The sequence below is a fragment of the Roseateles sp. genome, assembly GCF_039929605.1.
GTDB lineage: Bacteria > Pseudomonadota > Gammaproteobacteria > Burkholderiales > Burkholderiaceae_C > Pelomonas.
Genome location: NZ_JBDSQX010000168.1, coordinates 15,393 through 40,409, shown reverse-complemented (window position 1 = coordinate 40,409; position 25,017 = coordinate 15,393). Strand labels below are relative to the sequence as shown.

Here is a 25,017-nt window from a genome sequence, read left to right as displayed (position 1 = left end):
GCGACCTACTTTTGGCGCCGCCCAAAAGTAGGCAAAAGGCTCTCCCCTGCGAAACCGCCCCTGTCGGGGTTCCCTGCGATGCTCGAAACCCGGGGCCGCGCCCAACTCACTTCGCTACGCTGCGTTCAGACAAAGGGGCGCGAAGTCAGTTGACGAAGCGCGCTGCGCGCGCGCCCCGGGCTTCTGCGCTTCTCGGCGGTTTAGAAGGGGAGGCTCCGGAACAGCCAACAGCCAAACCCGGAAACCGTTCGCCACGAGGTATTTCTATTCCCCCCTCTGAGCCCGCCGAGGAACGGAAGGGCTTGAGGCCGTGCGCGCAGCGCACTTCGAGAACTGACTCCGCGCAACTGTTTGACCGCAGCGTAGCGAAGGGAGTTTTGCGCGGGGCCTCGAGCCCTGAGTACCGCAGGGAACCCGAAGCGCAGCGAAGGGCGGGCGGATCGGGGGCGCTTTCTTTGCCTACTTTCTTGTGCGCACAAGAAAGTAGGTCGCCCGCCGGGGCGAAATCCCGGCATGAGCCTGGCCGTTAACGCGTCGCTCCGAAGCACCAACCATGCCCCGCAAACGCGCCCCCACCTTCGACGCCCAACGCGCCGACATCCTCGCCGCCGCCGCCCGCCTCTTCGCGGAGCAAGGCTTCAGTGCCACGTCGATGAACCAGGTCGCCGAGGCCTGCGGCGTCGCCAAGCCAACGCTGTATCACTACTTCCAGGACAAGCAGGCCCTGCTCGCGCAGATCTGCGACAGCCACGTCCACGCGCTGCTGGCGCTGGTGAACGAGGTCAAGGCTCAAGACCTCCCGCCCGACCAATACCTGCGCACGCTCATCGAGCGCTTCACCCGCGCCTACGCCAACGCGCAGCCTCAACACCGGGTGCTCACCAGCGAGATCAAGTTCCTGGCCGACGCCGAGCGCGAGCGGTTGCTCGACGTGGAGCGCCGCGTCGTCAACGAGTTCGCCACGGCCGTCAGCCTCGTGCGCCCCGAACTGCGCGACGCCAAGCTGCACAAGCCGCTGACCATGCTTCTTTTTGGCATGATCAACTGGACCTTCACCTGGCTGCGGCCCGACGGCGAACTCACGCACGAGGCGCTTGCGAGTCTGGTCAGCGATCTGTTCTTTGGCGGGCTCGGTGCGGTGCAAACCCGCCCATCCGCCCCATTCCATAACCACGAGGAGACGACCCCATGAAGCAATTCAAGCAACTCGCCCTGGCCCTGGCGGCCACGCTGAGCCTGGCGGCTTTGCCGGCCTCTGCCGACATCAACGTTGGTGTCACGCTATCGGCCACCGGTCCGGCAGCCTCGCTCGGCATCCCGGAGAAGAACACCGTCGCGCTGATGCCCACCACCCTCGGTGGCCAGAAGGTCAACTACATCGTGCTGGACGACGCCTCCGACACGACCACCGCCGTGGCCAACACGCGCAAGTTCATCACCGAGAACAAGGTGGACATCGTCATCGGCTCCACGGTCACGCCCAACTCGCTGGCGATGATCGATGCGGTGGCGGAGTCCGGCACGCCGATGATCTCCATGGCTGCGTCGGCCCGCATCGTCGAGCCCGTCGACGCCAAGAAGCGCTGGGTCTTCAAGACGCCGCAGAACGACATCATGATGGCCCTGGCCATCGTCACGCACATGGTGGACAACGGCATCAAGACGGCCGGCTTCATCGGCTTTGCCGACGCCTACGGCGAGGGCTGGTGGGGCGAGTTCAGCAAGATCGCCGCGACCAAGCACCTCAACGTCGTCGCGAGCGAACGCTACAACCGCACTGACACGTCCGTCACCGGCCAGGTGCTCAAGCTCGTGGCTGCCAAGCCCGACGCCATTCTCATTGCCGGTTCGGGCACGCCCGCCGCGCTGCCGCAGAAGGCGCTCAAAGAGCGCGGCTACGCCGGCAAGATCTACCAGACCCACGGCATTGCCAACAACGACTTCCTGCGCGTGGGCGGCAAGGACGTGGAAGGCACGCTGCTGCCGGCCGGCCCCGTGTTGGTGGCAGCGCAATTGCCGGCCGACCATCCGGTGAAGAAGAGCGCCGAGGCCTACATCGCAAGGTATGAAGCCGCGCATGGCAAGGGCAGCGTATCCACCTTCGGCGGCCATGCCTGGGACGCCGGTCTGCTGCTTGCGGCTGCCGTGCCCGAGGCGCTGAAGAAGGCGCAGCCGGGCACACCCGCTTTCCGCGCGGCGCTGCGCGATGCGCTGGAAAACGTGAAGAACGTGGCGGGCGCGCATGGCGTGTTCAACATGACGGCTGGCGACCACCTGGGCCTGGACCAGCGCGCCCGCGTGATGGTGCAGATCAAGGATGGCAAGTGGGTGCTGCTGAAGTGAGCACGCTTCAAAGCTATATCGGCGGTCGCTGGGTCGGCGAGCGCGCCGCCAAGCCGCTGGCGAGCGCGATCAACGGTCGCGTCGTCGCGCATACGCACGAGGAAGGACTGGACTTCGCCGAGGCCATGGCCTTCGCGCGCGGCACGGCCCTGCCTGGCCTGCTGCGCACGCACTTCCAGGACCGTGCCCGGGTGCTCAAGGCTCTCGCCGCCTACCTGATGGAGCGCAAGGAGGAGCTGTACGCGATCAGTGCCCACACGGGCGCGACGCGCAGCGACTCCTGGATCGACATCGAAGGCGGTATCGGCACGCTGTTCGCGTACGCCTCCATCGGCGGCAAGGACCTGCCGAGCAGCAATGTCTTGCATGAGGGCCCGCCGATGCGGCTCGGCCCTAACAACCACTTCATCGGCAGCCATGTGCTGGTGCCCAAACGTGGCGTGGCGCTGCACATCAATGCCTTCAATTTCCCGATGTGGGGCATGTTGGAGAAGTTCGCGCCGAGCTTTTTGGCCGGCATGCCTTGCCTGGTGAAGCCCGCCACGGCAACCAGTTATGTCGCCGAGGCCTGCGTGCGCGTCATCGTCGATTCGGGCCTCGTGCCGGCCGGCGCGCTGCAACTCATCATCGGCGGCACGGGCGACCTGTTCGAGCGCCTGGATGAGTCGGATGTCGTCACCTTCACGGGCAGCGCCGACACGGCGCTGATGCTCAAGGCCCACCCGAATCTGCTGAAGAAGAGCATCCCCTTCAACGCCGAGGCCGACAGCCTGAACTGCGCCATCCTCGCGCCCGACGTGACGCCGGATGACCCCGAGTTCGACCTCTTCATCAAGGAGGTCGCGCGCGAGATGACGGCCAAGGCGGGACAGAAATGCACGGCCATTCGTCGCGCCATCGTGCCCGCCAACCGTGTCGATGCCGCCGCTGCGGCGTTGAAGGCGCGGCTGTCCAAGATGGTCGTCGGCGACCCTGCGGTGGAAGGCGTGCGCATGGGCGCGCTGTCCAGCAAGGCGCAGCAGGCCGACGTGGCCGAGCGCGTGGCCCAACTGGCGAAGAATTGCGAGCTGTTGCTGTCCGAGCGCGACGGCTTTGCGCCGAAGGGCGAGGGCGTCAGCGAGGGCTCCTTCTTCGCGCCGACGCTGCTGCTGGCTCGCGACTCGGCTACCAGCGACGCCCACCACCTCGAAGCCTTCGGCCCCGTGACGACGTTGCTGCCTTACGGCGACTTCGAAGAGGCACTGCACCTGGCCACGCTCGGCCGTGGCAGCCTCGTCGGCACCATATGCACCAAGACACCGGCACTCGCCGCGCAAGCCGTGCCGACCTTTGCCGCCTGGCACGGCCGCATGCTGGTGCTGGACCGCGAGGCCGCGCTGGAAAACACCGGCCACGGCTCGCCGCTGCCCAAGCTCAAGCACGGCGGCCCCGGCCGCGCGGGCGGGGGCGAGGAACTGGGCGGCCTGCGCGCCGTCAAACACTATCTGCAGCGCTGCGCCGTACAGGGCTCGCCGACGATGATCTCGGCCATCACCGGCGAGTACCAACGCGGTGGGGCAGTGACCGAGAGCGATATCCACCCCTTCCGCCGCTACTTCGAGGACGTCGAGGTCGGCATGAGCCTGCTGACGCACCGCCGCACGGTCGGCGAAGCCGACATCGTCGCCTTTGGCGGCCTGTCGGGCGACTACTTCTACATGCACTTCGACGAAGTCGCGGCCAAGGAATCACCGTTCGGCAAGCGCATCGCCCACGGCTACTTCGTGTTGTCTGCGGCGGCGGGTCTGTTCGTCAGCCCGGCTCCTGGCCCGGTTCTGGCCAACTACGGGCTGGAGAACCTGCGCTTCATCACCCCCGTGGCGATTGGCGACACCATCCAGGCGCGCCTGACTGCCAAGCGCAAGATCGACCGCCCGCCGCGTGACGACCAGCCTGCGCAGGGTGTCATCGGCTGGGACGTGGCGGTGACCAATCAGCGCGATGAGCTGTGCGCGAGCTACGAGATCCTGACGCTGGTAGCCAAGCGTGTGGCGGGGTGATCGCCCACCCCCGAGGCGCCGCGCGCCTCCCCCTCAAGGGGCGCACCCAGTGGCTTGGCTGAGCCAGTTCCACGGGTGCTGCTGGATGAGGCGCGTGGCTCGCGCCCCGCTTCAACGAACCGCAGGCAGTTCGGCCGCAGCCTTTAGGTCGGCGCGGCGACCGCCCGTGAAGCGCTTGGCCCAGTAGGAGTCACGCATGTCCTCCACGCGCACGGCGCTGCCGGCGCGCGGGGCATGGATGAACTTGCCTTCGCCGACGTAGATGCCCACGTGGCTGAAGGTGCGCTTCATCGTGTTGAAGAACACGAGATCGCCCGGCTTGAGTTCATCACGGCGGATGGACATCAGGCTGTTGTCCTTGGCCTGCTCGTCGGCACGGCGCGGCAGCACGAGGCCCACGCTCATCTCGAAGATGTGGCGCGTGAAGCCGCTGCAGTCGAAGCCGTTCTCGACCGAGTTGCCGCCGCGCGTGTAGCGCACGCCAAGGAAGTTCATGGCCGACAGCACGAGGTCCGACGCGGTGTCACGCACGCTGGCCAGCAGGCGGGATGACCCGCTTACTTCACCAACCTGCAGCGTCAGGCCGCGCTCGCTGAGGAAGCGGCTGACGGCGTCACCGGCAGTAGTTGACTGTGCCGGCTTGGCTGCCACGGGCGTGGCCTTGTCCAGGGCGGCCTGCTGTTGCAGGCTCTGACCATAGGCGCCCGTCATCGTGCCCGGGGGCGGTGTCGCCAATGCGGTTGTCGCGGCCTGGGCCATGCCTTGCGCATGCGCCGCGCAACCGATGACCAGGAGGCCGGCGGCAGCGATGCGATTCAGCAGGGCGGTGGGGAAAGCCAGGGGCATTAGAGACAGAAACCGGGGCGGGCCGCAAAGCGGTCGCGAGTAGCAGAGTTGGGACAGCGGCGCGGAGGGTAGGAGGGGACCCTCGCACCGTCAATCAAAGCTGGCGGAAAACCGGCGATTCTGAGGGCAAACCCCGGCTGCCCAGGGCGTTGACCGGGTAAAAACCCTGAAACATTTCACGCAAAGCGCTCGTGAGACCGGCGCCCATGCCGGCGTAGGACGATGCCGCTGCATTTGACCTGGGTCAGATTGCCGTCAGTGCCTGCGGCCCACACTCGCCCGCATGATGCAGACCTATGCCGACTTCCACCAACGCTCGCTGACCGATCGCGACGCCTTCTGGGCCGAACAGGCCCGGCGCATCGACTGGCAAACGCCGCCGCAGCAGATCTGCGATGCCAGCAACCCGCCGTTCGCGCGCTGGTTCGTCGGCGGCACGACCAACCTCTGCCACAACGCGGTGGACCGCCACGCCGCAGCACGGCCTGGGGACCGGGCGCTGATCTGGGTGTCGACCGAGGTGGTGGATGTGAGCCCCCGGGCCGGGTCGGCTACCCGGCCTCCCCCCGAGGGGGGCGAGGCGGCTCGGGGCGGCCGAGCGCCGTTTCAGGAGCGCGTCTACAGCTTTGCCGAACAGCAGGCCGAGGTCGAGGCGATGGCCGCGATCTTGCTCGCCGAGGGCGTGGGGCAGGGCGACCGCGTGCTGATCTACCTGCCGATGATTCCGGAGGCGGCGTTCGCGATGCTGGCCTGCGCGCGCATCGGCGCCATCCACTCGGTCGTGTTCGGCGGTTTCGCCTCCAGCAGCCTGGCCAGCCGTATCGACGACGCGACGCCGAAGCTCATCGTCAGCGCCGACGCCGGCAGCCGCGCCGGCAAGCGCATTGCCTACAAGCCGCTGCTGGACGAAGCCATCGCGCTGTCCACCCACAAGCCGGCGGCCGTGCTGATGGTGGACCGTGGCCTCGTGCCCTTCGAGCGCGTGGCCGGCCGTGACCTGGACTACGCTGAATTGCGCCGTCAGCACGACGGCGCCCGCGTGCCCTGCGTCTGGCTGGAGTCCAACAGCATCAGTTACACGCTCTACACCAGCGGCACGACGGGAACGCCGAAAGGCGTGCAGCGCGACGTGGGCGGTTACGCGGTGGCGCTGGCCACGAGCATGGACTGGATCTTCGGCGGCAAGCCGGGCGAGACCTACTTCTCCACCAGCGACATCGGCTGGGTCGTCGGCCACAGCTACATCGTCTACGGGCCGCTGATCGCGGGCATGGCGACGCTGATGTTCGAGGGCACGCCGGTCCACCCCGACGCTGCGGTGCTGTGGAGCCTGGTCGAGAAGTACCGCGTGACCGTCATGTTCAGCGCACCGACCGCCGTGCGCGTGCTGAAGAAGCATGACGCCGCGCTCCTGACGCGGCACGACCTGTCGTCGCTGCGCGCGCTCTTCCTCGCCGGCGAGCCGCTGGACGAGCCCACCGCAAGCTGGATTGCCGACGGTTTGAACGTGCCCATCATCGACAACTACTGGCAGACCGAGACCGGCTGGCCGCTGCTGACGGTGGCACACCACATCCCGGGTGTCGAGGCCGTGCCGACCCGCCTGGGTTCGCCGGGCGTGCCGATGTATGGCTACGACGTGAAGCTGCTCGACGAGAACACCGGCAAGGAACTCACCGAGCCGAACCAGAAGGGCGTGCTGGTCATCAAGCACCCGCTGCCGCCCGGCGCATTGCAGACGGTGTGGGGCGACGACGCGCGCTTCGTCCGCACCTACTGGCAAAGTGTGCCCGGCCACGAGGTGTATTCGACCTTTGACTGGGCCGCGCGCGACGCCGACGGCTACACCTTCATCCTCGGTCGCACGGACGACGTCATCAACGTGGCCGGCCACCGCCTGGGCACGCGCGAGATCGAGGAGTGCATCTCGGGGCACGCGGCGGTGGCCGAGGTGGCGGTCGTGGGCGTCGCCGATCAGTTGAAGGGTCAGGTCGCCATCGCCTTCATCGTGCTGCGCGATCCGGGCCAGGCCTCGCCCGCGCTGGAGGGCGCGGTCATGAAGCATGTGGACTCGAAGCTGGGCGCCGTTGCACGGCCGGCGCGCGTGCACTTCGTGACTCTGTTGCCCAAGACCCGCTCCGGCAAGCTGCTGCGCCGCGCGCTGCAGGCTGTGGCCGAAGGGCGCGACCCGGGCGATTTGACGACGCTGGACGACCCCGGCGCGCTGGCCCAAGTCAAGGCCCTGTTGGGCATGCCAAACGGCTGAGGGCTGCGGCCACGCCAGAATCGCGGCCTTCCCACAAGGAGAGCCCGATGAAACCCGCCCTGATCACCCTGGCCGCGCTGCTGCTGACCGCAGCCGCCGCCCAGGCGCAGCCCAAACTGCCCGCCCCGAACTTCCCGACCTACGCCTCGGCCGCCGATGTGCAAACCCGCTGCGACAGCGGCCTCAAGGGCGCCACGCAGCGCGTGCAGGCGCTGGAGAAGCGCAAGGTCGACGCCGGCTGGCTGGCCGGCTACGACGACCTGACGGTCTACCTCGAAGACCATCAGAGCCCCAACGACTTCATCCTCAACGTTCACCCCGACAAGACCATCCGCGACGCCGCCCAGGCCTGCTCCCTGCGCTGGGCCGACTTCGGCTCCAGCCTCGGCCAGAACGAGAAGGTCTACCGCGCCTTGCAGAAGGCACCAAAGGCCGACGGCATCGATGCCGAGTTGGTGCGCCTGGCCTCGGGCCAGTTCGAGGACAGCGGCGTGGCGCTGCCCAAAGCCAAGCGCGAGCGCGCCAAGCAGATCCTGGACAAGCTGACCGAACTGGATCAGCAGTTCAGCAAGAACCTGCGCGACGCGGGCACCCGTGTCGCTTTCACCGAGGCCGAACTCAAGGGCGTGCCGGCCAGCGTGTGGGAAAAGGCCAAGCGCGACGACCAGGGCCGCATCCTGCTCGGCGTGGATTACCCGAGCTACGTGCCCGTTATGCGCACGGCCGAAAGCGGCGAGGCGCGCCAGCGCATGTGGCTGGCCAAGACCAACGAGGGCGGCCAGCCCAACCTCGACCTGCTGGCCCGGATCGTCACGCTGCGCGGCGAGTACGCCAAGCTGTTCGGCTACGGCAATTACGTCGACTTCAACTTGCGCCGCCAGATGGCCAAGGACGGCGCGACGGCGACGCGCTTTCTCGACGCCGTGACCGGCGCTGTCAATGCGCGCGAGAAGGTCGAACTGCAGGAGCTGCGCGCCGCCAAGACCCAGCACCTGGGCACCGCCGTCGATCAGACCCAGGTCGAGCGTTGGGATGCGACCTTCTACAGCGAGCGCGTCAAGCGTGAGAAGTTCAGCGTCGACCAGAACGCCTTCCGCCCGTACTTTCCGCCCCAGGCCAGCCTGGAGTTCGCCATGCACGTCATCGAGAAGCTGATGGGCGTGAAGTACCAGCGCGTCGACAACAAGCTCTGGCATGAGGAGGCGCAGACCTATGTCGTCAGCGACGTCGTGAGCGGCAAACCCATCGCCCAGATGTACGTCGACCTCTACCCGCGCGACGGCAAGTACAACCACGCGGCCGTGTGGCCGCTGCGAGGCAGCGCCACGCGCATCGCCCGCACGCCGGTCGCGGCCCTGGTCGTCAACTTCGACCGCAACGGGCTGACGCTGGACGAGGTGGAGACGCTGCTGCACGAGCTGGGCCACGCGGTGCACGTCAGCCTGTCCAAGACCCGCTACGCGGCCACGTCGGGCACGACGGTCATGCACGATTTCGTCGAGGCGCCGTCGCAGATGCTGGAGGACTGGGTTTACGACAAGCACGTGCTCAAGCTCATGCAGGAGGTCTGCCCGACCTGCAAGCCGGTGCCGGACGCGATGGTCGACCAGGCCCTCGCCGCCAAGCACTACGGCAAAGGCGGGCTGTTCGGGCGCCAGCACCTGTACGCCAGCTATGACCTGACGCTGCACCAGCAAGCCAAACCCGAGCCGCTGCCGCTGTGGGCCAAGATGGAAGGCGCCACGCCGCTGGGCTATGTGCCCGGCACGATGTTCCCCGCCGGCTTTGCGCACATCGCTGGCGGCTACGGCGCGGGCTACTACGGCTACCTGTGGAGTCTCGTCGTCGCCATGGACCTGCGCACGGCGTTTGCGGCCGACAAGCTCAGCCCGGAGGTCGGCAAGCGTTATCGCGACCTGGTGCTGGGGCAGGGCGCGCAGAAGCCGGCGCCGGAGCTGGTGAAGGACTTCCTGGGTCGCGACAGCAACTCGGAAGCCTTCTTCGACTACCTCAAGAAGTAGCGCAACTGCCTGAGCCGCAGTCGTGGCCGTCGGTCTCGGCCACCGGCTCCCGGCACTTCCCCGTCACCGGGTCAAAGCCGCGCTGCTCCATCGTGAACACGAGCGCCGCGTCCATCATCTCGGCGTGCTGCGGGAACCAGCCCGCCAGCTCGGTGCGCAGGATGTTCAACGGCTCGCGGTCGTTGAGCTGGGTCGCGTAGCGCAGCGCCTCGCGCATCACGTTCAAGACCATGGCGTGTTGGCTGCTGTGGCAGTTCTGCGGCTCGAAGCCACAGCGCGCCATCCAGTCCTCCTCCATCGCGAAGTGGGCCTCGGTGTGGGCCAGCAGCGCGTGGTAGGCCTGCAGGGCGTCGATGCCCGCGTCCAGCGCAGCGCCAAAACTGTTCAGCAGGCTAACGAACTCTTCGTGCGTGGTGTCCAGCGTGGGCTGGTTCAACACCAGCTTGTCGGTCCAGGCGAGCGTGGTCATGCCAGGCGAGCGCGGTGGCGTGCGATCTGCGTGCGCACCTGCGCTGGCGCCGTGCCGCCCAGCACGTTGCGCGCGTTCAGCGAGCCTTCCAGCGACAGCACGTCGAACACATCCGCCTCCACGCGGGCATCGAACGTCTTCAGCTCCTCCAGCGACAGCGCCGCCAGATCTACGCCCTTGGCCGTCGCGGCCTTCACCGCATGCGCCACGACCTCATGCGCGTCGCGGAAGGCCGCGCCCTTCTTGACGAGATAGTCGGCCAGATCGGTCGCGGTGGCATGGCCCTTCAGCGCGGCGGCGCGCATGGCCTCGGGCTTGGGCGTCAGGCCGGCCAGCATGTCGGCAAAGATGCGCAGCGTGTCCTTCAAGGTGTCGACCGTGTCGAACAAGGGTTCCTTGTCTTCCTGATTGTCCTTGTTGTAGGCCAGCGGCTGGCCCTTCATCAGCGTCACCAGGCCGACGAGGTGGCCGACGACGCGGCCCGTCTTGCCGCGTGCCAGCTCGGGCACGTCGGGGTTCTTCTTCTGCGGCATGATCGACGAGCCGGTGCAGAAGGCATCGGGCAGCGCGATGAAGCCGAAGTTCTGGCTCATCCACAGGATCAGCTCCTCGGACAGCCGCGAGATGTGCAGCATCAGCAGCGTGGCGGCCGAGCTGAACTCGATGGCGAAGTCGCGGTCGCTCACCGCGTCCAAGCTGTTCTGGCACACACCTTCCATGCCCAACGTGGCGGCCACGCGCTCGCGGTCTAGCGGGTAGCTGGTGCCGGCCAGCGCTGCGGCGCCCAGCGGCAGGCGGTTGACGCGCTTGCGGGTGTCCCCCATGCGTTCGGCGTCACGCGCGAACATCTCCACATAGGCCAGCAAGTGGTGGCCGAAGCTGACCGGCTGGGCCACCTGCAGGTGGGTGAAGCCGGGCAGGATGACGTCGGCATGCTCGCTGGCCTTCTCGACCATCACGGTCTGCAATGCGCGCAGCAGGCCGGTGATCTCGTCGATCTCGCCGCGCAGCCACAAGCGAACGTCGGTGGCCACCTGATCGTTGCGACTGCGACCCGTGTGCAGGCGTTTGCCGGCGATGCCGACGCGCTCTGTCAGCCGCGCCTCGATGTTGAGGTGCACGTCCTCCAGGTCCAGCTTCCACTCGAACTGACCGGCTTCGATCTCGGTGGCGATCTCGTTCAGGCCGCGCTGGATGGCGGCGTGATCTTCGGCGCCCAGGATGCCCTGCGCCGCCAGCATTTCTGCGTGCGCCAGGCTGCCGGCAATGTCGGCGCGCCACAGGCGCTGGTCGAAACCGACGCTGGCCGTGTAGCGCTTGACCAGATCGCTCATGGGCTCGGAGAACAGGGCGGACCAGGCTTGGGACTTGTTGGCGAGTTGGTTGTCTGACATGGAGCGAACGACGTTTTGGCGCGCGCACAATCGCGCGCAGCTCAGGATTATCGAACGGTACACACGAAGCTGGCCCCGGGGTCGCGGGGCAGCAGCATTGCCGGCGCCACTGAAATGAATTCCAAACAAAGCCACAGAGGCACAGAGGCACAGAGGCAGCGGGATGAAGGTCTCTCCGTGCCTCTGTGGCTGTGTTCTCTTGCCGCACGTCGGGCCTGACCCCCTGCCTCGATGCTGTCTCGATTGAGAATGGATCGTTGACATGCCTTTCTTCAAGCGCCGCAAGTCCCCGCCGCGCCAGGGCGCCTGGCAGGACTCCCTGGAGGTCAGCCAGTGGCTGGGTTTCGCGTCGACGCAGCCGCCCCAGCTCAACGCCGCCCCGCTGCTGGACCCGACCCGCGCCTTCGATGTCTGCCACGTCGGCCTCGTGCTGCGCGCGGTGCTGGGCGTGCAACTGCTGCTGGCCCTGGGCACGGCGCTGGTCGCGCGCGATGCCGCGCAGTGGCTGACGCTGGCGGCCAACGGCACGGTCGTGACGATGTTCGCGGCGCTGTCGTGGCTGCTCGTCGTCTGTGCCGCCAAGCGGCTGTGGCCGCGCCTGCCGGAGCCCGCGCAGTGGCTGGCGCTGATGACCCTAGGCGCCGCTGCCGCCTCGCTCGGCTTCGCACTGCTGAACATGACGAGCGACGAGCCCGCCTCGCCCTGGCGCTGGGGCAGCGTGGCCGTCACCGGCGCCAGCGGGGCCGCCCTGCTGCTCGCCTGGCTCAAGCAGCGCGAGCGCACGCAGCGCCCGGCCGACGCGCTGGCCCAGCTCGTCGAGCTGCAGTCGCGCATCCGGCCGCATTTCCTGTTCAACACGCTGAACAGCGCCATCGCCCTCGTGCAGATCGACCCGGCGCGCGCCGAAGGCGTGCTGGAAGACCTGGCCGAACTCTTCCGTGTGGCGCTCGCCGGCTCCAGCGCCTCCGTCACGCTGGCCGAGGAGGTGGAGCTGGCCAAGCGCTACCTGGCCATCGAGCAGATCCGCTTCGGCGAGCGGCTGCGGGTCACTTGGCACCTGGACCCGGCCGCAGACCACGCCAAGCTGCCGCCGCTGCTGCTGCAACCGCTGGTAGAAAACGCGGTGCGCCACGGTGTGGAGCCCAACGACGAGGGCGGCGACTTGGAAGTGACGACCGTCAAGCGCGGCGCCGAGGTCGAGATCCGCATCGTCAACAGCGTCGGCGCGCCTTCCCGCACCAGCGGCCACGGCCTGGCGCTGCGCAATGTGCGCCAGCGGCTCAACCTCATGCACGACGTTGCGGCGCGCTTCGAGCTGGAATCGACCGACACTCGTTTCGCCCTGCGTATCCTGCTGCCGCTATGACCCCTGCCCTGCGCATCCTCATCGTCGACGACGAGCCCCTCGCGCGGCTGCGGCTGCGCAGCCTGGTGGAAGCCATCACCGAGCCGCGCTGCGAGGTGGCCGCCGAGGCCGCCACCGGCTCGCAGGCTGCTGCCTGGCTGCGCGACCATGGCTGCGACCTCGTGCTGCTGGACGTGCAGATGCCCGGCATCGATGGCCTGCAGTTCGCCGATGGCCTGGCCCAGCGCGGCGCCGCCGGCCACGGCGTGCCGCTGATCGTCTTCGTCACGGCGCACGCCATGCACGCGCTGCGCGCCTTTGAGCTAGACGCCATCGACTACCTCACCAAGCCCGTGCGCCGCGAACGCCTGCAGGCCGCGCTGGCCCGCACCGTGCAGCGCCTGAACGAGCGCGCCGCCGTGCAGGTGCAGCAGCCCGCGCCGAGCGGCGACAAGCCCGCCGTGTCGGACGCCGACTTCGTCACCATCGCCGACCGTGGCCGCCTGAAGCGCGTGCCGGTCTCCGAGGTGCTGTATTTCAAGGCCGAACTCAAGTACGTGACGCTGCGCACGGCCAGCGAGAGCCATGTGCTGGATGGTGCGCTGTCCGACCTGGAGCAGCGCCACGGCGACCGCTTTTTGCGCGTACATCGCAACGCGCTGGTGGCCCGCTGGGCCGTGCGTGAGCTGGAGCGACACGCGGTGACGAACTTCGGCGAGCTGGACGGCGGCGACGGCGACGTTGGCGACGGCTGGGCCGTGCGCATCGTGCATGTGGACGAATGGTTAGCCGTGTCGCGCCGGCAGGTGGCGGCTGTGCGGGAGGCGCTGGCGGGGCAGGGGCGGTGAGGGCGCGGCGCAGGCCTCCACGGCCGGTCGTATTCACCAACCGGCTCGGCACGACCGGAAGCGTGCCGCCGATTGCCTATGCTGCGGCGCCATGACGTTGAAGCGCCGACATATCTTGCTGGGTTTGCTCGTCGCATTGCTGGCCGCGTTGCTAGCCTGGCTTGCTCTGCAGCGGACGACGACCGGCGCGACGGGCCCCCGAGCTGCTGCTGAGTCGGTTAGGCCCGCAGCGACGGGTCTTGCGACGCGTGTCGAGCGCTTAGCCTCCGGCGCGGCGCCAGCCGCCGCAGCCGGTCGGTTGGCTGCCTCTGGGCCGTCGGATGCGCGGGCCGACCTCGCGCGTCGCATGAAGGCCGACTGGTGCGGCTTCGGCGCGGCCGAGCATGGGCGGCAGGTCGAAGCCGCGTTAAGTGAAGAGCGCGAGTCGGTAGGGTGGCAGGTGGTTGAGGAAGCAAAGACCGATGCGCGGCGCCGTTGGATTTTGGCGCTGAGCCAGCGTCGCGACGAGCGGTCTCTGGCGGTGGCCGACTACCTTGAGGGTGGCGGCGGCGGCGAGGCGGCGCCAGTGGCCCGGGCGCGCCTTCAAGCCCGCGCTCGCAGCTCCAGCGACCCGATGGTGACGGCTCTGGCCTTGCAACAGCTTTGCGCGCCGGGTGCCTGCGCGAACGTGGAAGCCTCGCAGTGGTCGCGCCTGGAACCTGCCAATCTGCAGGCTTGGCTGGCGCTGGCGTTGGACCCTGCCAGCCGCGCGCGGCAAACGCAAGCCGCCTATGTGCTGGACCGGCTGGCGCAGGAGGCAAAGTACGCGCGCAGCTATCAGCGCGAATTGCATGCCGTGCTGTCGAGCCTGCCGCAGACGCAGATACCGGGGCTGCAGAACGAAGCGGAACTTCAGCTGATGTCCGCTCTGGTGTTCGGCTGGCCCTTGCTCAGTGTGGGTCCGCTCACGGATGTCTGCCGCAGTGGCCTGGCCGATACCGGCACGGCGTCGCGCTGCCAGGCGGTGGCGCAGCTGCTTGCGCGCCAGGACAACATATTGCATCGAGCCGTCGGTCTGGGCATCGCTCGAAATTTGGTGGCAGCGCAGCCAGCGATGCGGGCAGCGTGGGAAGCGCAGGCGCAGGAGTTCGAAGCGGTCAGCGAGTGGCGCGGGGGTGCTGCCGAACGCGCTGCGAGTGCATCCGAGCCCGAGGGGGCGGCACTGGCCTGCGGCGGGCAGGCCGAGGTGCGCCAGGTGCTGAAGGACCACCTGGCCCGCAGCGAATGGGACCGCATGCGCGATGGCATCGACGAAGCCGGCGTGGACGAAGCCACTCTGGCGTCACGCTGGCGCAAGCGGGAGGGGCGCAGCGTGCTGGACCCTCGGCCTGCGCCCCAGCCGGCGTCGGCACCTGCCAAGGCCGGCTGAGCTGAGAGCGTGAGCGAACGCATGACCGCGCCGAGCAAACGCGCCGTGGCGGCCTTCCTTCTCATCGTCGCTGCGGCCACAGGGGGATCGCTGGCGCATTGGCGGGCGCGGACCGTGGCAGTCCAGGCGGGCGGTCCGGCGATGCCCGTTGCTGCTGCATCGGCTGGCCCGATGGTTGCGGTTTCCGGCGCTGCTGCGGTGTCGTCCAGCAGTCGAGCTTCTTCGCCCGCTGTTGCCGTGGCGGCGACTGGGGCGGGGCCGGATGCGGAGGACATGCAGATCCCGCCAGAGGGGCTGGATGTCTGTGGCGTGCGGCGGGTGCCGGCGAACGAGCTGCGGCGCTGGAAGGCCGACCCGGTATTTGGCAAGGCGCAGATGCAGGAGATAGACGAACAGACGCAGCGCATCGGCGCCGCCGGGCTGGCCCGCATCTCCGCGCGTCTGGCTGCGGGCAATGACCGCCAGCAGGTCGCCGCCCGGCTGCTGATGCAGGACCGCGATGGCGCAGCTTTGCTAGCCGAACGGAGCACCGATCCACAGGCCTACCAGATGGCCTTGACGGCATGCGGTGGACTCGGCGGAGGCACGCCGAATTGCGCGCTGCTGAATCCACGCCGCTGGGCAGAACTGGACCCGACTGATGCGCGCCCCTGGCTGCGGCTGATGGAGGCTGCTCATCTGCGCAACGACGCCGTCGGCGTGGATGCCGCGCTGGCAGAGGCTGCCGTCCGGACGCGCCTGTCACGCGGATCTTTCCTTTTGGAGGCGCAGGCCGCGGCGGTGGCGGATGTCTTGCCGGATGCCGCAGCCCTGGGCCACGCATTGGTTGTCGTCATCGGAATCGACGCGGCGATGCCGGGCCTTGACGTCAGTGCGCCACTGCGGGTCTGCAAGGGTGACGGACTGCGCGATGCGACTCGGCTCAGACATTGCCGCGCGTTGGCAAGCCAGACACTGGCGAATGCGACAGACATCACCGACGCACAGATAGCGCTGAAGCTGGCCGAACGCGCGGGCGTGCCTCGCGAGCAGCAGGCTCATGACGCAGCGACGCTCAAGGCGGCACAAGACCGATTCGTTGAACGAGCCATACAAGATTTCAACGTGGATTGCGACTCCATGCGCCGCTTGAAGCGGCTGTCCATCGAACGCGCCGCTTCCGGGGAACTCGCGATGGCCCTGGCTTTGTTGCCGCCCCTTCAGCCGGCGCGCTGAATCAGCCGGCGGCCGACGCGCCCTGCACCGTGCGCAAGTGGTCCAGGATCAACGGATTGACCCGCTCTGCTTCGGCAATCGGCGCCATGTGGCCAACGCCTTCCAGCCCCACCAGTTGCACATGCGGCAGCTTCGCGGCCAGCGTCTGCGCCACGCGCCGTGCGCTGGCGCGCGTGGCGCCGCCGCAGATCAGGCGCACCGGCATCTGCAGCGTGGCCAGTTCGGCATCGCTCCAGCGCGCGGCGGCCAGGGCCTCGAAGTGGCGCCTGATCGTCGGCATGGGCTCGGCCAGGCGGGCGCGCTGGGCGGCGTCCAGTTCGGGCCAGACGTCGCGCCCCTGCCAGTAGCCGACGAAGCCGCGTGCCGCGTCATCCAGGTCGCCACGGTCCAGCGCTGCGGCCACGGCGGCGGCGACCTGCTGGGCTTCCTGCCAAGCTTCCTGCTGTTCGGGCAGGTCCTCGCCCAGCGCCGGCAGCAGGCCGAAGGCGACCGGCTCGTACAGCGTCAGCGAGCGCACGCGGTGGCGCTGCTGCAGCGCAATCTGCAGTGCCGTGGCAGCGCCGTAGCTGTGGCCCACCAGATGGAAAGTTTGGTCGGGCGGCAGGTCCAGGCCGGCCAATACGTTGTCGGCTTCGACGGACAGGCGGCTGGCCACGCCATCGGGCCAGCCAGGGCTGCCGCCGTGGCCCATCAAGTCGGGCGTGTGCCATGTCCAACCCGGGCCGCCTTCGGTGACCAGGCGGCGCTACTGCTTGCCGCCGGCACCGCTGGAGTGCAGGCAGACGACGGGCGTGGGCGTGGGTGACATGAGGACTCCGGAAGATTGCCCCGCACTGTAGGCCGGCGCCTACCGCAGGGCTGGCCTTGGGCCGATATCTGAACCGCAGGCTCGGCGCCTAGTCTGAGCTTCCTTAAAAACTCAGGAGCGCGCCATGAAGCACGCCATGCAATTTTCCGCTGCGGCCCTGGCCTGCGCGTTGTTGGCAGGTTCACCGCTCGTGGCCGAAGCGGCAACGCCGCAGCGAACCGCGCAAGCTGCGGCGCTGCGAGTGACCGGCTTCGACGTGGAGCAGGTCGACCGCCTCGAGCCAGGCGCGGAGCTGAACTTCACGGTCTGGGGCACGCCGGGCGCGGCGGTGCTGCTGCAGATCGACGGCAGCAGGCGCAGCGTGCGGCTGGACGAAACAACGGCCGGGCGCTACCAGGGCATCTACACGGTGGGCCGCTCGGATCGCATCGGCCAGGAGTCGCGCGTGCATGTCAACCTGCGCCAGGGCAACCGCGTGGCCACGGCGATGCTGGGCGAGGCGCTGCAGAGTGGCTGGCCGGTGCCGGGCGTAGCCGCGCTGCCGGAGATCCAGTCGCTGAACGTGGCGCGCGAGCCGGGGCGCGGGCGCACGGAGGCGCTGCGCTACACCTTGCGCGGCACGCCGGGCGGTCAGGCGTCGGTGCAGTTGCAGGGCAGCCAGGCCCGCAATGTCGTGCTGGACGAGGTGCGCGCGGGCGAATATTCAGGCACCTATGTGCTGCCGCAGGGCGCCTGGGTGGACACGCAGCAGCCGCTGGTGGCGCAGCTGCGCCTGGCCAATCGCACGGCGCAGACGAGTGTGGCCAATGCCTACGCCAACGTCGACCTGCGCGCCCGCCGGGCCGGCTACGACAGCTGCATCGACTGCGCGACCGTGCAGGCGGTGAACGAGGTGGTGGTCGACGGCGAGGGCAAGGTGCTGGGCACGGTGGCGGGCGGTGTGCTCGGTGCCGTGGTGGGCAACCAGATTGGCAAGGGCGACGGTCGCACCGCAGCGCGCGTGGTGGGTGCCGTGGGCGGCGCGCTGCTGGGCCGCGAGATCCAGCGGCGCAACAACCAGCGCACGCAGTACGAAGTCGTGGTGCGCATGAACGACGGCATGCAGCGGACGGTGGTCTACACGGAGGCGCCGAGCCTGCGCGTTGGCGACCGCGTGCGCGTCGTCGGCGAGACGCTGGAGCTGCAGCGCTGAGTCGTCAGGCGCCCTCACCGACGACGCGGTTGCGGCCCTGGCCCTTGGCTCGGTAGAGGGCTGCATCTGCGGCGGCGAAGAACTGGTCCGGCGGCCGCTCGCTGTCGTCCATGGCGGCAACGCCGAAGCTGGCGGTGATGTGCAGGCCGCCGAAGTCGTGCGCCGCCACGAGCGCGCGCAGTTTTTCGGCAATCGCCACCGCCTGCGTCAGGGTGGTGTCGCGGCAGATCAGCAGGAACTCCTCACCGCCCCAGCGCCCGAGCAGGTCCTGGCCGCGCACACGGCTGCGTACCAGCTCCGCAAGACCGGCCAGCACCCGGTCACCGGCCTGGTGGCCGTGGCTGTCGTTGACGGCCTTGAAGTGGTCGATGTCGATCAGCACCAGCCCGATCGCATGGCGGTGTTCGCGCCAGTCGGCCAGCGCCCGCTGCAGCGCGCCCTCCAGGCCCTTGCGGTTGAGGGCGCCCGTCAGCGCGTCGGTGTTGACCATGCGTGCGAGTTGGCGGCCGCGCCTTTGCAGGTGGACCACGCGCAGCAGCAGATACAGCAGGGCCAGCCCCAACCAGAGGCTGATGATGCCCAGGTACCAGCGTTCGGTGGACAGCCATTGCGTCTCGAGCTCGATCTTGCGGAGCACGAAGCGGTAGTTGCCGGGCGGCGCATCGGTGCCGGTGCTGACTTCCAGCGCGACGACGTTGGTGAACTCAGGCCGACTCAGGTGCGCCGGGATGTGGAATTGCGCCATCCACCAATTGGCCACGACGAAGTTCGCCAGGTCCAGTTCCACGGAACCGTTCACGATGGACGTGGCATTGATCTCGATCTGGTTGTATTTGGTGGCCTCGGCGGCCGTGGGCGCGATGCCGTAGGCCGGGTTGGCGTTGCGCAACAGCATCCGCAGCGTGGTGCCAGGACCCTGGTAGTCCACCCACAGCCGCAGCCGCTGCACCTCGCTCAGGTCGAGGCCCTTGAGCCGTTTCTGATCGAACTCCAGTGCGATGGCGCAATAGGGATAGGCGTAGCGTTCGCGCAGTGTGCATGCCACGTTCAGCCCGGGGCCGGGCCCTTGCGCGATCTCGGAGTTGCCGCCGTTGAGCTGGTCTGACGCCAGTTTCACGTGAACATGCTCACCGGGCACGATGACGCGAGTGCGGCCCAGCAGCAGATCGGAAAACTGCACCGCCGCCAAACTCAACAGCACCAGCAGCAGCAGCAGGTATTCAGAACGCCATCTCAAGCCCATGCCGCCACTCTAAGCGCGAATCTGGCCCGATCAGCCCCAGGTCAGCCCCTAACGATTCACGCCCGGCATGTGCATCAGCCGGTGTTGCGCAGCCCCGCCGCGATGCCGTTGATGGACAGGTGGATGCCGCGCTGCACGCGCTCCATGGCCGGGTCGTCCGCCGAGATGTGGCGGTAGCGGCGCATCAGCTCGACCTGCAGGTGGTTGAGCGGGTCGATGTAGGGGAAGCGGTGCTCGATGGAGCGCGCCAGCGACGGGTTGGCCGCCAGGCGGTTGTCGTCGCCGGTGATGAGGCTGAGCGCGGCGCGGGTGAGGTCGAACTCCGCGCGGATGGCCGCGAAGATGCGCTTGCCGAGCTTCTTGTCTTCCACCAGTTCGACGTAGCGCTCGGCCAGGGCCAAGTCGGCCTTGGCCAGCACCATGTCGAGGTTGGAGAGCAGCGCACGGAAGAACGGCCAGCCCTTGAGCATGCGCTTGAGCAGGGCCAGGTTCTTCGCACGCTGCGCGGGCTCCTCGCCGAGGAAGGCCTCCACGCCGGAGCCGAAGCCGCACCAGCCCGGCAAGGCCACGCGGGCCTGGCCCCAGGAGAAGCCCCAGGGGATGGCGCGTAGGTCTTCGATCGCGCGGGTGGCCTTGCGGGACGCGGGGCGCGAGCCGATGTTGAGCTCGGCGATTTCGCGGATGGGCGTGCTGGCGAAGAAGAAGTCGGCAAAGCCGGGCGTGTCGTAGACCAGGCCGCGGTAGGCCGCAAAGCTGGCGTCGGACAGGGTCTGCGCCGCCTGCAGGAAGCTCTTGGGCGCGCTCTGCGTGGGGTGCAGCAAGGTGGCCTCCAGCGTGGCGGCGACGAGTGTCTCCAGGTTGCGCCGGCCGATCTCCGGGTGGGCGTACTTGGAGGCGATCACCTCGCCCTGTTCGGTCAGGCGGATCTGGCCGTTCACGGTGCCCGGAGGCTGGGCCAGGATGGCCTGGTAGCTCGGGCCGCCGCCACGGCCGACCGTGCCGCCGCGGCCGTGGAAGAGGCGCAGCGTGATGGGGCCGACGCGCTTCAATTCGTCGAACAGCTCGACGAGTGCGATCTCGGCGCGGTAGAGCTCCCAGGACGACGTGAACATGCCGCCGTCCTTGTTGCTGTCGGAGTAGCCCAACATGATGTCCTGCTCGCCGCCGCTGCGGTCGATGAGGCCGCGCACACCGGGCAGCGCGTAGAACTCGCGCATGATGTCCGGCGCGATACGCAGGTCGCCGATGGTCTCGAACAGCGGCACGATGATGAGGTCGCTGACCGCGTACTCGGCCAGCACGCCGCGCAGCAGGCCGGTCTCCTTCAGCAGCAGTGCCACCTCCAGCAGGTCGCTCACCGACTCGGTGTGCGAAATGATGTAGTGGCGCAGCGCCTCGCGGCCAAAGCGGGCCAGGGCCTCGCGGGCGGCTTCGAAGGTGGCGAGCTCGAACAGCGCCTTGTCGGAATACGTCGCGCCGATGACGCGCAGCGGGCGGGCGTCGTTCAGCAGCTTCAGCAGCAGCTCGCGCTTGGCGGCTTCATCGAGCGCCGAGTAGTCGGACTCGATGCGCGCGACGGTCAGCAGCTCGGCCAGCACCAGCTCATGCTGGTCGCTGCTCTGGCGCAGGTCCAGCGTCGCGAGGTGGAAGCCGAACACCTGCACCGCGCGGATCAGCGGGCTCAGGCGCGGCGCGATCAGCGCTTGCGCGTGGTGGCTCTTCAACGATGCCTCGATGACGCGCAGGTCGGCCAGCAGGTCATCAGGCGAGCGGTAAGGGTCCTGCGGCGCGACGGCGTGGCGCAGCGCCTCGGTGCCGGTCAGCTCGTGCAGCGTGGCGGCCAGGCGCGCGTACATGCCGGTCAGCGCGCGGCGGTAGGGCTCGTCCATGCGGTGGGCGTTCTGGTCGGGGCTGCGCTCGGCCAGGGCCTGCATGTCGGCCGACACGCCCGTCAGGCGCAGTGAGATGGACAGCTCCGCGCCCAGTTCGTGCAGCTCGGTCAGGTAGTGGCGCAGCGCCACCTCGCTCTGGCGCTGCATGGCGCGCTTGAGCGTGGCGGCGCCCACGTTGGGGTTGCCGTCGCGGTCGCCGCCGATCCAGTGGCCCATGCGCAGGAAGCTGGGCAGCGTCTGGCCGGGGAGGTGCTCTTCCAGCTCAGCGTAGAGCTTGGGGATCTGGCGCAGGAAGGTCGCCTGGTAGTACGACAGCGCGTTCTCGATCTCGTCGGCCACCGTCAGCTTGGAGTAGCGCAGCATGCGCGTTTGCCAGAGCTGGGTGATGCGGGCGCGCAGCAGCGGCTCGACGTCGCGCAGCTCGCGATCCGTGCCTGCGCGGTCACGCGCCTCCAGCAGGCCGGCGACAGCGCGTTCGGCGTCCAGGATGCTCTTGCGCTGTACTTCGGTCGGGTGAGCCGTCAGCACCGGCGAGATGTAGCCGCGCTTGAGCACGTCGGCGATCTCGGTCGGGCGGATGCCGGCCTCGTGCAGATGCTCCAGGCAGTAGGCCAGCGAGCCGGGTTGCAGGCTGCCGGCGCGCTCGTGCACGTCGCGGCGGCGGATGTGATGGCGGTCCTCGGCGATGTTGGCCAGGTGCGAGAAATAGCTGAAGGCGCGGATGACGCTGACGGCCTGGTCGCCCGAGAGGCTCTTCAGCAGCTTGTCGAAGCGCTTGCCGGCTTCCTTGTCGTGCTTGTGCCGATAGGCCACGGCGAGCTGGCGAATGCGCTCGACCAGCTCGTAGGCCTCGCGGCCCTCCTGCTCGCGAATGACGTCGCCGAGGATGCGACCGAGCAGCCGGATATCGGCCACCAGCGGTTCGTTCTTGTCGGCCTTTTTGTCGATTTCGGGGCGGGCAGGAGCGGCTCGTGAGGGCATGGCGGTCGTCCGGGAAAAGGTGAGATTAAAAAAGGTAACGAAGTTACCTAAATATGACTCTAGCAGTTTCTTCCTTAAAACGGCCCTCCGGTCGTCGGGTTGTTGCTGCGGTTACGGGGGATTGCGGCCGACGGTAGGCCGACGATGGAGGACTGTGGATGGCGCCTCCACAGTCGCCCGGCAAGATGCGCGTATGCGTCTCGTCCATCAGCTCTCCCTGCTTCTCATCGCCACGGCGCTGGCGGCCGTCGCTGCCATGGCCGGCCTTGTCGTCTGGAACCTGCGCGCCGGCTTCTCGGACTATCTGCAAGCGCAGGACGGCGAGCACCTGGCGCGGCTGATGGACGCGGCCGAGCGTGACCTGGCCCAGCGTGGCGGCACGCCGCAGGACTGGCGGCCCGCGCTGCGGACCTGGCTGGAGGCGTCTCGTGTCGTCGCCACGCGCGGCGGCCCGCAGGACGGCCCTGAGGATCGCCCGGCACCGCGCGAGGCCCGGCGTGACCCGCCGCCGCCTCGGCGTGACCCGTCCAACTTCGGCCCGCGTGTCGTCGTGCTGGCGGCCGATGGCGTGACGCCGCTGGCCGGCCGCGGCGAGACGCTGGACAGGCCGGGCCAGACCCGCGTCGTCAAGCTCAACGGCCAGACGGTGGCGGTGCTGCGCCTGGCCGAGCGCGCCGGGCCGGCCGAGGGCGTGGATGCGAGCTTCCTGAGCCGGCAGTACGTCGGCCTCGCGGCGGTGGCCGGTGGCGTGCTCGTCATCGCGCTGGTGCTGGCCCGCGTCGTCGCTGTGCGCTGGGCGCGGCCGCTGGCCGAGGCGCAAGTGGCCGCTCGGCGCATTGCGGCCGGGGAGTTTGGCGTGCGCCTGCCCGCGCCCCAAACCGGTGGTGCGAGCGAGATCGCCGCGCTGCACGGCGACATCAACGCGATGGCGGGGGCGCTCTCCCGGCTGGAGACGAGCCGGCAGCGCTGGATTGCCGAGCTGTCGCACGAACTGCGCACGCCGCTAGCCGTGCTGCGCGGCGAGGTGGAGGCGCTGGTGGACGGCATCCGCCCGCTGGACCGCGCGGCGCTGGCATCGCTGCAGGAGGAGATCAAGCGGCTGTCGCGCCTGGTCGAGGACTTCCACCTGCTGGCCACGTCGGAGCTGCGTTCGCTGCCCTGTGAGTTCGAGGCTGTCGCGCCGGCGGCCTTGCTGCAGGCCGCGGTCGAACGCATCGCGCCGCGAGCCAAGGCGCTGGGCCTGGTCATCGAGGGGCCGCTTTCCCAGGTACTGCCGGCCGCGCAGTGGGACGCGGTGCGCATCCTGCAGCTGCTGGGCAACCTGCTGGAGAACAGCCTGCGCTATACCGAGGCGCCGGGGCTGGTGCAGGTAAGGGCGCGTTCGCTGGGCGGCGCCATCGAGATCCGCCTGGACGACACGCCGCCCGGTGTGCCCGAGGGCGATCTGGAGCGCCTCTTCGACCCGCTCTTCCGCGCCGACCCCTCGCGCAGCCGCGCCTTCGGCGGCTCCGGCCTGGGCCTGGCCATCGCCAAGGCCATCGCGCAGGAGCATGGCGGGCGGCTGCGCGCCGAGCCGTCGTCGCTGGGCGGCCTGGCCATCGTGCTGACGCTGCCGCTGACGCCGAACAAGGGAGGCGCCCTGTGAATGAACTCATTCTCGTCGTCGAGGACGAACCCAAGCTGGCCGCCGTGGTGCGCGACTACCTGCACGCCGCAGGCTTTCGCAGCGAATGGCTGGCCGACGGGCGGCAGGCGCTGGAACGGCTCAAGACCGGGCCGATGCCGGCGGCCGTGCTGCTGGATGTCATGCTGCCGGGCCTGGACGGGCTGGAAGTCTGCCGCGCCGTGCGCGCCTTCAGCGACGTGCCCATCCTGATCAACAGCGCCCGTGTTGACGAGCTGGACCGACTGCTGGGCCTGGAGCTGGGCGCGGACGACTATGTCTGCAAGCCCTTCAGCCCGCGCGAACTGATCGCCCGCGTGAAGGCGCTGCTGCGCCGCGCCCAGGGCCGGCTCGCGCCGGTGACGCTGGTGCCGGTGGCGGGCGGCTTTGCGGTCGACGAAGCCGGCCAGCGCATCCTCTGGCAGGAGCAGGCCATGTCGCTGACGCCGGTGGAGTTCCGTCTGCTGCGCCAGCTGCTGCAGCACCCGGGGCGGGTGTTCGAGCGGGCCCAGTTGCTGGACCTCATCCACGAGGATTTCCGCGACGTCTCCGATCGCGTCGTCGACAGCCACGTGAAGAACATCCGCCGCAAGCTCGCCGCGTTGCAGCCGGGGCAGGCGTGCATCACGTCCGTGTACGGGGTGGGCTACCGGCTGGACTTGGCCTGAGGAGAGCCCCCCTCCGGGCCTTTAGGGCCACTGAGGTCTTCCAACGTGGGCCGCCGGCCTCGGTGCTTGCCATAAACCCGATGCAAGCCCCAACGGGAGCGACTATCTTTGACAGCGTTGTCTATTTCGGACCAATCGTTAGCATTCGATCTGCGCGAAGGCTCGTGAGATCGCTACCACGCCTATTCGGAAAAGATGGGGCCATGTCCGTCCGACGGCATGGTTACGCCTTGAATCGGACGCGCGGAAGGGGTGTTGCGTATTGCGTGAAAGCGCCGCCAGAACGCGTGTAAACCCCAGCAGAACTGGACAAGGCAAAAAAATACAGTACGGTCACGCGCTTGAAGTGGCAACAACTTCAGAGACTGTTTGTTAA

At 68.6% G+C, this 25,017-nt stretch carries 18 protein-coding genes; 12 read left to right on the top strand and 6 right to left on the bottom strand.

All coding sequences use genetic code 11. The features are described from left to right. The first annotated feature begins 553 nt into the window (after positions 1-553). The 3 genes from ABIS05_RS22830 to paaZ are packed head-to-tail and all read left to right on the top strand — an operon-like array spanning position 554 to position 4,382. Positions 554-1,192 carry a TetR/AcrR family transcriptional regulator gene (locus ABIS05_RS22830; protein ID WP_348012097.1) on the top strand — a complete coding sequence of 213 codons (639 nt, stop codon included), beginning with the start codon at positions 554-556 and terminating at the stop codon, positions 1,190-1,192. Further along, on the top strand, positions 1,189-2,343 hold the full coding sequence (locus ABIS05_RS22825) for an ABC transporter substrate-binding protein (protein WP_348012096.1): 1,155 nt from the start codon (positions 1,189-1,191) through the stop codon (positions 2,341-2,343). Before ABIS05_RS22830 ends, ABIS05_RS22825 begins: the two co-directional genes overlap by 4 nt. After that, positions 2,340-4,382 (top strand): phenylacetic acid degradation bifunctional protein PaaZ, encoded by a 2,043-nt coding sequence (gene paaZ, locus ABIS05_RS22820; RefSeq protein WP_348012095.1) that lies wholly within the window; start codon positions 2,340-2,342, stop codon positions 4,380-4,382. The genes ABIS05_RS22825 and paaZ overlap by 4 nt, the downstream gene beginning before the upstream one ends. A gap of 111 nt (positions 4,383-4,493) precedes the next feature. On the opposite strand, the gene ABIS05_RS22815 is transcribed toward paaZ, so the two are convergent. After that, complete coding sequence (locus ABIS05_RS22815; RefSeq protein WP_348012094.1) at positions 4,494-5,228, bottom strand: C40 family peptidase; 735 nt, start codon at positions 5,226-5,228, stop codon at positions 4,494-4,496. Between the two features lie 286 nt (positions 5,229-5,514). Between ABIS05_RS22815 and ABIS05_RS22810 the strand changes: the two genes are divergently transcribed. Both ABIS05_RS22810 and ABIS05_RS22805 read left to right on the top strand, forming a co-directional pair. Continuing rightward, positions 5,515-7,494, top strand: a complete 1,980-nt coding sequence (locus ABIS05_RS22810) for a propionate--CoA ligase (RefSeq protein ID WP_348012099.1) — start codon at positions 5,515-5,517, stop codon at positions 7,492-7,494. Between the two features lie 47 nt (positions 7,495-7,541). Beyond that, positions 7,542-9,515: a M3 family metallopeptidase gene (locus ABIS05_RS22805; RefSeq protein ID WP_348012093.1), complete on the top strand. Its 1,974-nt coding sequence runs from the start codon at positions 7,542-7,544 to the stop codon at positions 9,513-9,515. Here ABIS05_RS22805 and ABIS05_RS22800 read toward each other — a convergent pair. Both ABIS05_RS22800 and argH read right to left on the bottom strand, forming a co-directional pair. Further along, positions 9,505-9,984, bottom strand: coding sequence for a hemerythrin domain-containing protein (locus ABIS05_RS22800; protein ID WP_348012092.1), 480 nt, complete (start codon positions 9,982-9,984; stop codon positions 9,505-9,507). The two genes, ABIS05_RS22805 and ABIS05_RS22800, sit on opposite strands and share 11 nt — an antisense overlap. Continuing rightward, positions 9,981-11,378 carry an argininosuccinate lyase gene (gene argH, locus ABIS05_RS22795; RefSeq protein WP_348012091.1) on the bottom strand — a complete coding sequence of 466 codons (1,398 nt, stop codon included), beginning with the start codon at positions 11,376-11,378 and terminating at the stop codon, positions 9,981-9,983. The genes ABIS05_RS22800 and argH overlap by 4 nt, the downstream gene beginning before the upstream one ends. Positions 11,379-11,640: 262 nt before the next feature. Here argH and ABIS05_RS22790 point away from each other — a divergent pair, with 262 nt between their 5' ends. From ABIS05_RS22790 to ABIS05_RS22775, 4 genes are all read left to right on the top strand, one after another. Next, the gene (locus tag ABIS05_RS22790; protein ID WP_348012090.1) at positions 11,641-12,744 is read left to right on the top strand and encodes a histidine kinase; all 1,104 of its coding nucleotides are present in this window, start codon (positions 11,641-11,643) and stop codon (positions 12,742-12,744) included. Continuing rightward, positions 12,741-13,571: a LytTR family DNA-binding domain-containing protein gene (locus ABIS05_RS22785; protein WP_348012089.1), complete on the top strand. Its 831-nt coding sequence runs from the start codon at positions 12,741-12,743 to the stop codon at positions 13,569-13,571. The genes ABIS05_RS22790 and ABIS05_RS22785 overlap by 4 nt, the downstream gene beginning before the upstream one ends. A 346-nt stretch (positions 13,572-13,917) precedes the next feature. Then, complete coding sequence (locus ABIS05_RS22780; RefSeq protein ID WP_348012088.1) at positions 13,918-14,979, top strand: hypothetical protein; 1,062 nt, start codon at positions 13,918-13,920, stop codon at positions 14,977-14,979. A 9-nt stretch (positions 14,980-14,988) separates the two neighbouring features. Next, positions 14,989-16,194, top strand: coding sequence for a hypothetical protein (locus ABIS05_RS22775; protein ID WP_348012087.1), 1,206 nt, complete (start codon positions 14,989-14,991; stop codon positions 16,192-16,194). A 1-nt stretch (position 16,195) separates the two neighbouring features. Here ABIS05_RS22775 and ABIS05_RS22770 read toward each other — a convergent pair whose 3' ends face one another. Beyond that, the gene (locus ABIS05_RS22770) at positions 16,196-16,933 is read right to left on the bottom strand and encodes an alpha/beta hydrolase (protein WP_348012098.1); all 738 of its coding nucleotides are present in this window, start codon (positions 16,931-16,933) and stop codon (positions 16,196-16,198) included. A 193-nt stretch (positions 16,934-17,126) separates the two neighbouring features. Between ABIS05_RS22770 and ABIS05_RS22765 the strand changes: the two genes are divergently transcribed. Beyond that, a complete protein-coding gene (locus ABIS05_RS22765) occupies positions 17,127-18,194 on the top strand; it encodes a glycine zipper 2TM domain-containing protein (protein ID WP_348063339.1) in 1,068 nt (355 codons plus the stop codon). 4 nt (positions 18,195-18,198) lie between these two features. On the opposite strand, the gene ABIS05_RS22760 is transcribed toward ABIS05_RS22765, so the two are convergent. Both ABIS05_RS22760 and ppc read right to left on the bottom strand, forming a co-directional pair. Then, positions 18,199-19,437, bottom strand: a complete 1,239-nt coding sequence (locus tag ABIS05_RS22760; protein ID WP_348012085.1) for a GGDEF domain-containing protein — start codon at positions 19,435-19,437, stop codon at positions 18,199-18,201. A 74-nt stretch (positions 19,438-19,511) separates the two neighbouring features. Beyond that, positions 19,512-22,310, bottom strand: a complete 2,799-nt coding sequence (gene ppc / locus ABIS05_RS22755; protein WP_348012084.1) for a phosphoenolpyruvate carboxylase — start codon at positions 22,308-22,310, stop codon at positions 19,512-19,514. 193 nt (positions 22,311-22,503) lie between these two features. Here ppc and ABIS05_RS22750 point away from each other — a divergent pair, with 193 nt between their 5' ends. Together ABIS05_RS22750 and ABIS05_RS22745 are read left to right on the top strand one after the other, a co-directional pair. After that, positions 22,504-23,955, top strand: a complete 1,452-nt coding sequence (locus tag ABIS05_RS22750; protein ID WP_348012083.1) for an ATP-binding protein — start codon at positions 22,504-22,506, stop codon at positions 23,953-23,955. Continuing rightward, the gene (locus ABIS05_RS22745) at positions 23,952-24,641 is read left to right on the top strand and encodes a response regulator (protein ID WP_348012082.1); all 690 of its coding nucleotides are present in this window, start codon (positions 23,952-23,954) and stop codon (positions 24,639-24,641) included. Before ABIS05_RS22750 ends, ABIS05_RS22745 begins: the two co-directional genes overlap by 4 nt. Positions 24,642-25,017 lie beyond the last annotated feature (376 nt).

Bases quoted from the DNA above. Each gene is read 5' to 3' on its own strand.
- ABIS05_RS22830 (WP_348012097.1), top strand. From the start codon at position 554: ATGCCCCGCAAACGCGCCCCCACCTTCGACGCCCAACGCGCCGACATC.
- ABIS05_RS22825 (WP_348012096.1), top strand. From the start codon at position 1,189: ATGAAGCAATTCAAGCAACTCGCCCTGGCCCTGGCGGCCACGCTGAGC.
- ABIS05_RS22815 (WP_348012094.1), bottom strand. From the start codon at position 5,228: ATGCCCCTGGCTTTCCCCACCGCCCTGCTGAATCGCATCGCTGCCGCC.
- ABIS05_RS22810 (WP_348012099.1), top strand. From the start codon at position 5,515: ATGCAGACCTATGCCGACTTCCACCAACGCTCGCTGACCGATCGCGAC.
- ABIS05_RS22805 (WP_348012093.1), top strand. From the start codon at position 7,542: ATGAAACCCGCCCTGATCACCCTGGCCGCGCTGCTGCTGACCGCAGCC.
- ABIS05_RS22800 (WP_348012092.1), bottom strand. From the start codon at position 9,984: ATGACCACGCTCGCCTGGACCGACAAGCTGGTGTTGAACCAGCCCACG.
- argH (WP_348012091.1), bottom strand. From the start codon at position 11,378: ATGTCAGACAACCAACTCGCCAACAAGTCCCAAGCCTGGTCCGCCCTG.
- ABIS05_RS22790 (WP_348012090.1), top strand. From the start codon at position 11,641: ATGCCTTTCTTCAAGCGCCGCAAGTCCCCGCCGCGCCAGGGCGCCTGG.
- ABIS05_RS22785 (WP_348012089.1), top strand. From the start codon at position 12,741: ATGACCCCTGCCCTGCGCATCCTCATCGTCGACGACGAGCCCCTCGCG.
- ABIS05_RS22780 (WP_348012088.1), top strand. From the start codon at position 13,918: ATGAAGGCCGACTGGTGCGGCTTCGGCGCGGCCGAGCATGGGCGGCAG.
- ABIS05_RS22765 (WP_348063339.1), top strand. From the start codon at position 17,127: ATGAAGCACGCCATGCAATTTTCCGCTGCGGCCCTGGCCTGCGCGTTG.
- ABIS05_RS22760 (WP_348012085.1), bottom strand. From the start codon at position 19,437: ATGGGCTTGAGATGGCGTTCTGAATACCTGCTGCTGCTGCTGGTGCTG.
- ppc (WP_348012084.1), bottom strand. From the start codon at position 22,310: ATGCCCTCACGAGCCGCTCCTGCCCGCCCCGAAATCGACAAAAAGGCC.
- ABIS05_RS22750 (WP_348012083.1), top strand. From the start codon at position 22,504: ATGCGTCTCGTCCATCAGCTCTCCCTGCTTCTCATCGCCACGGCGCTG.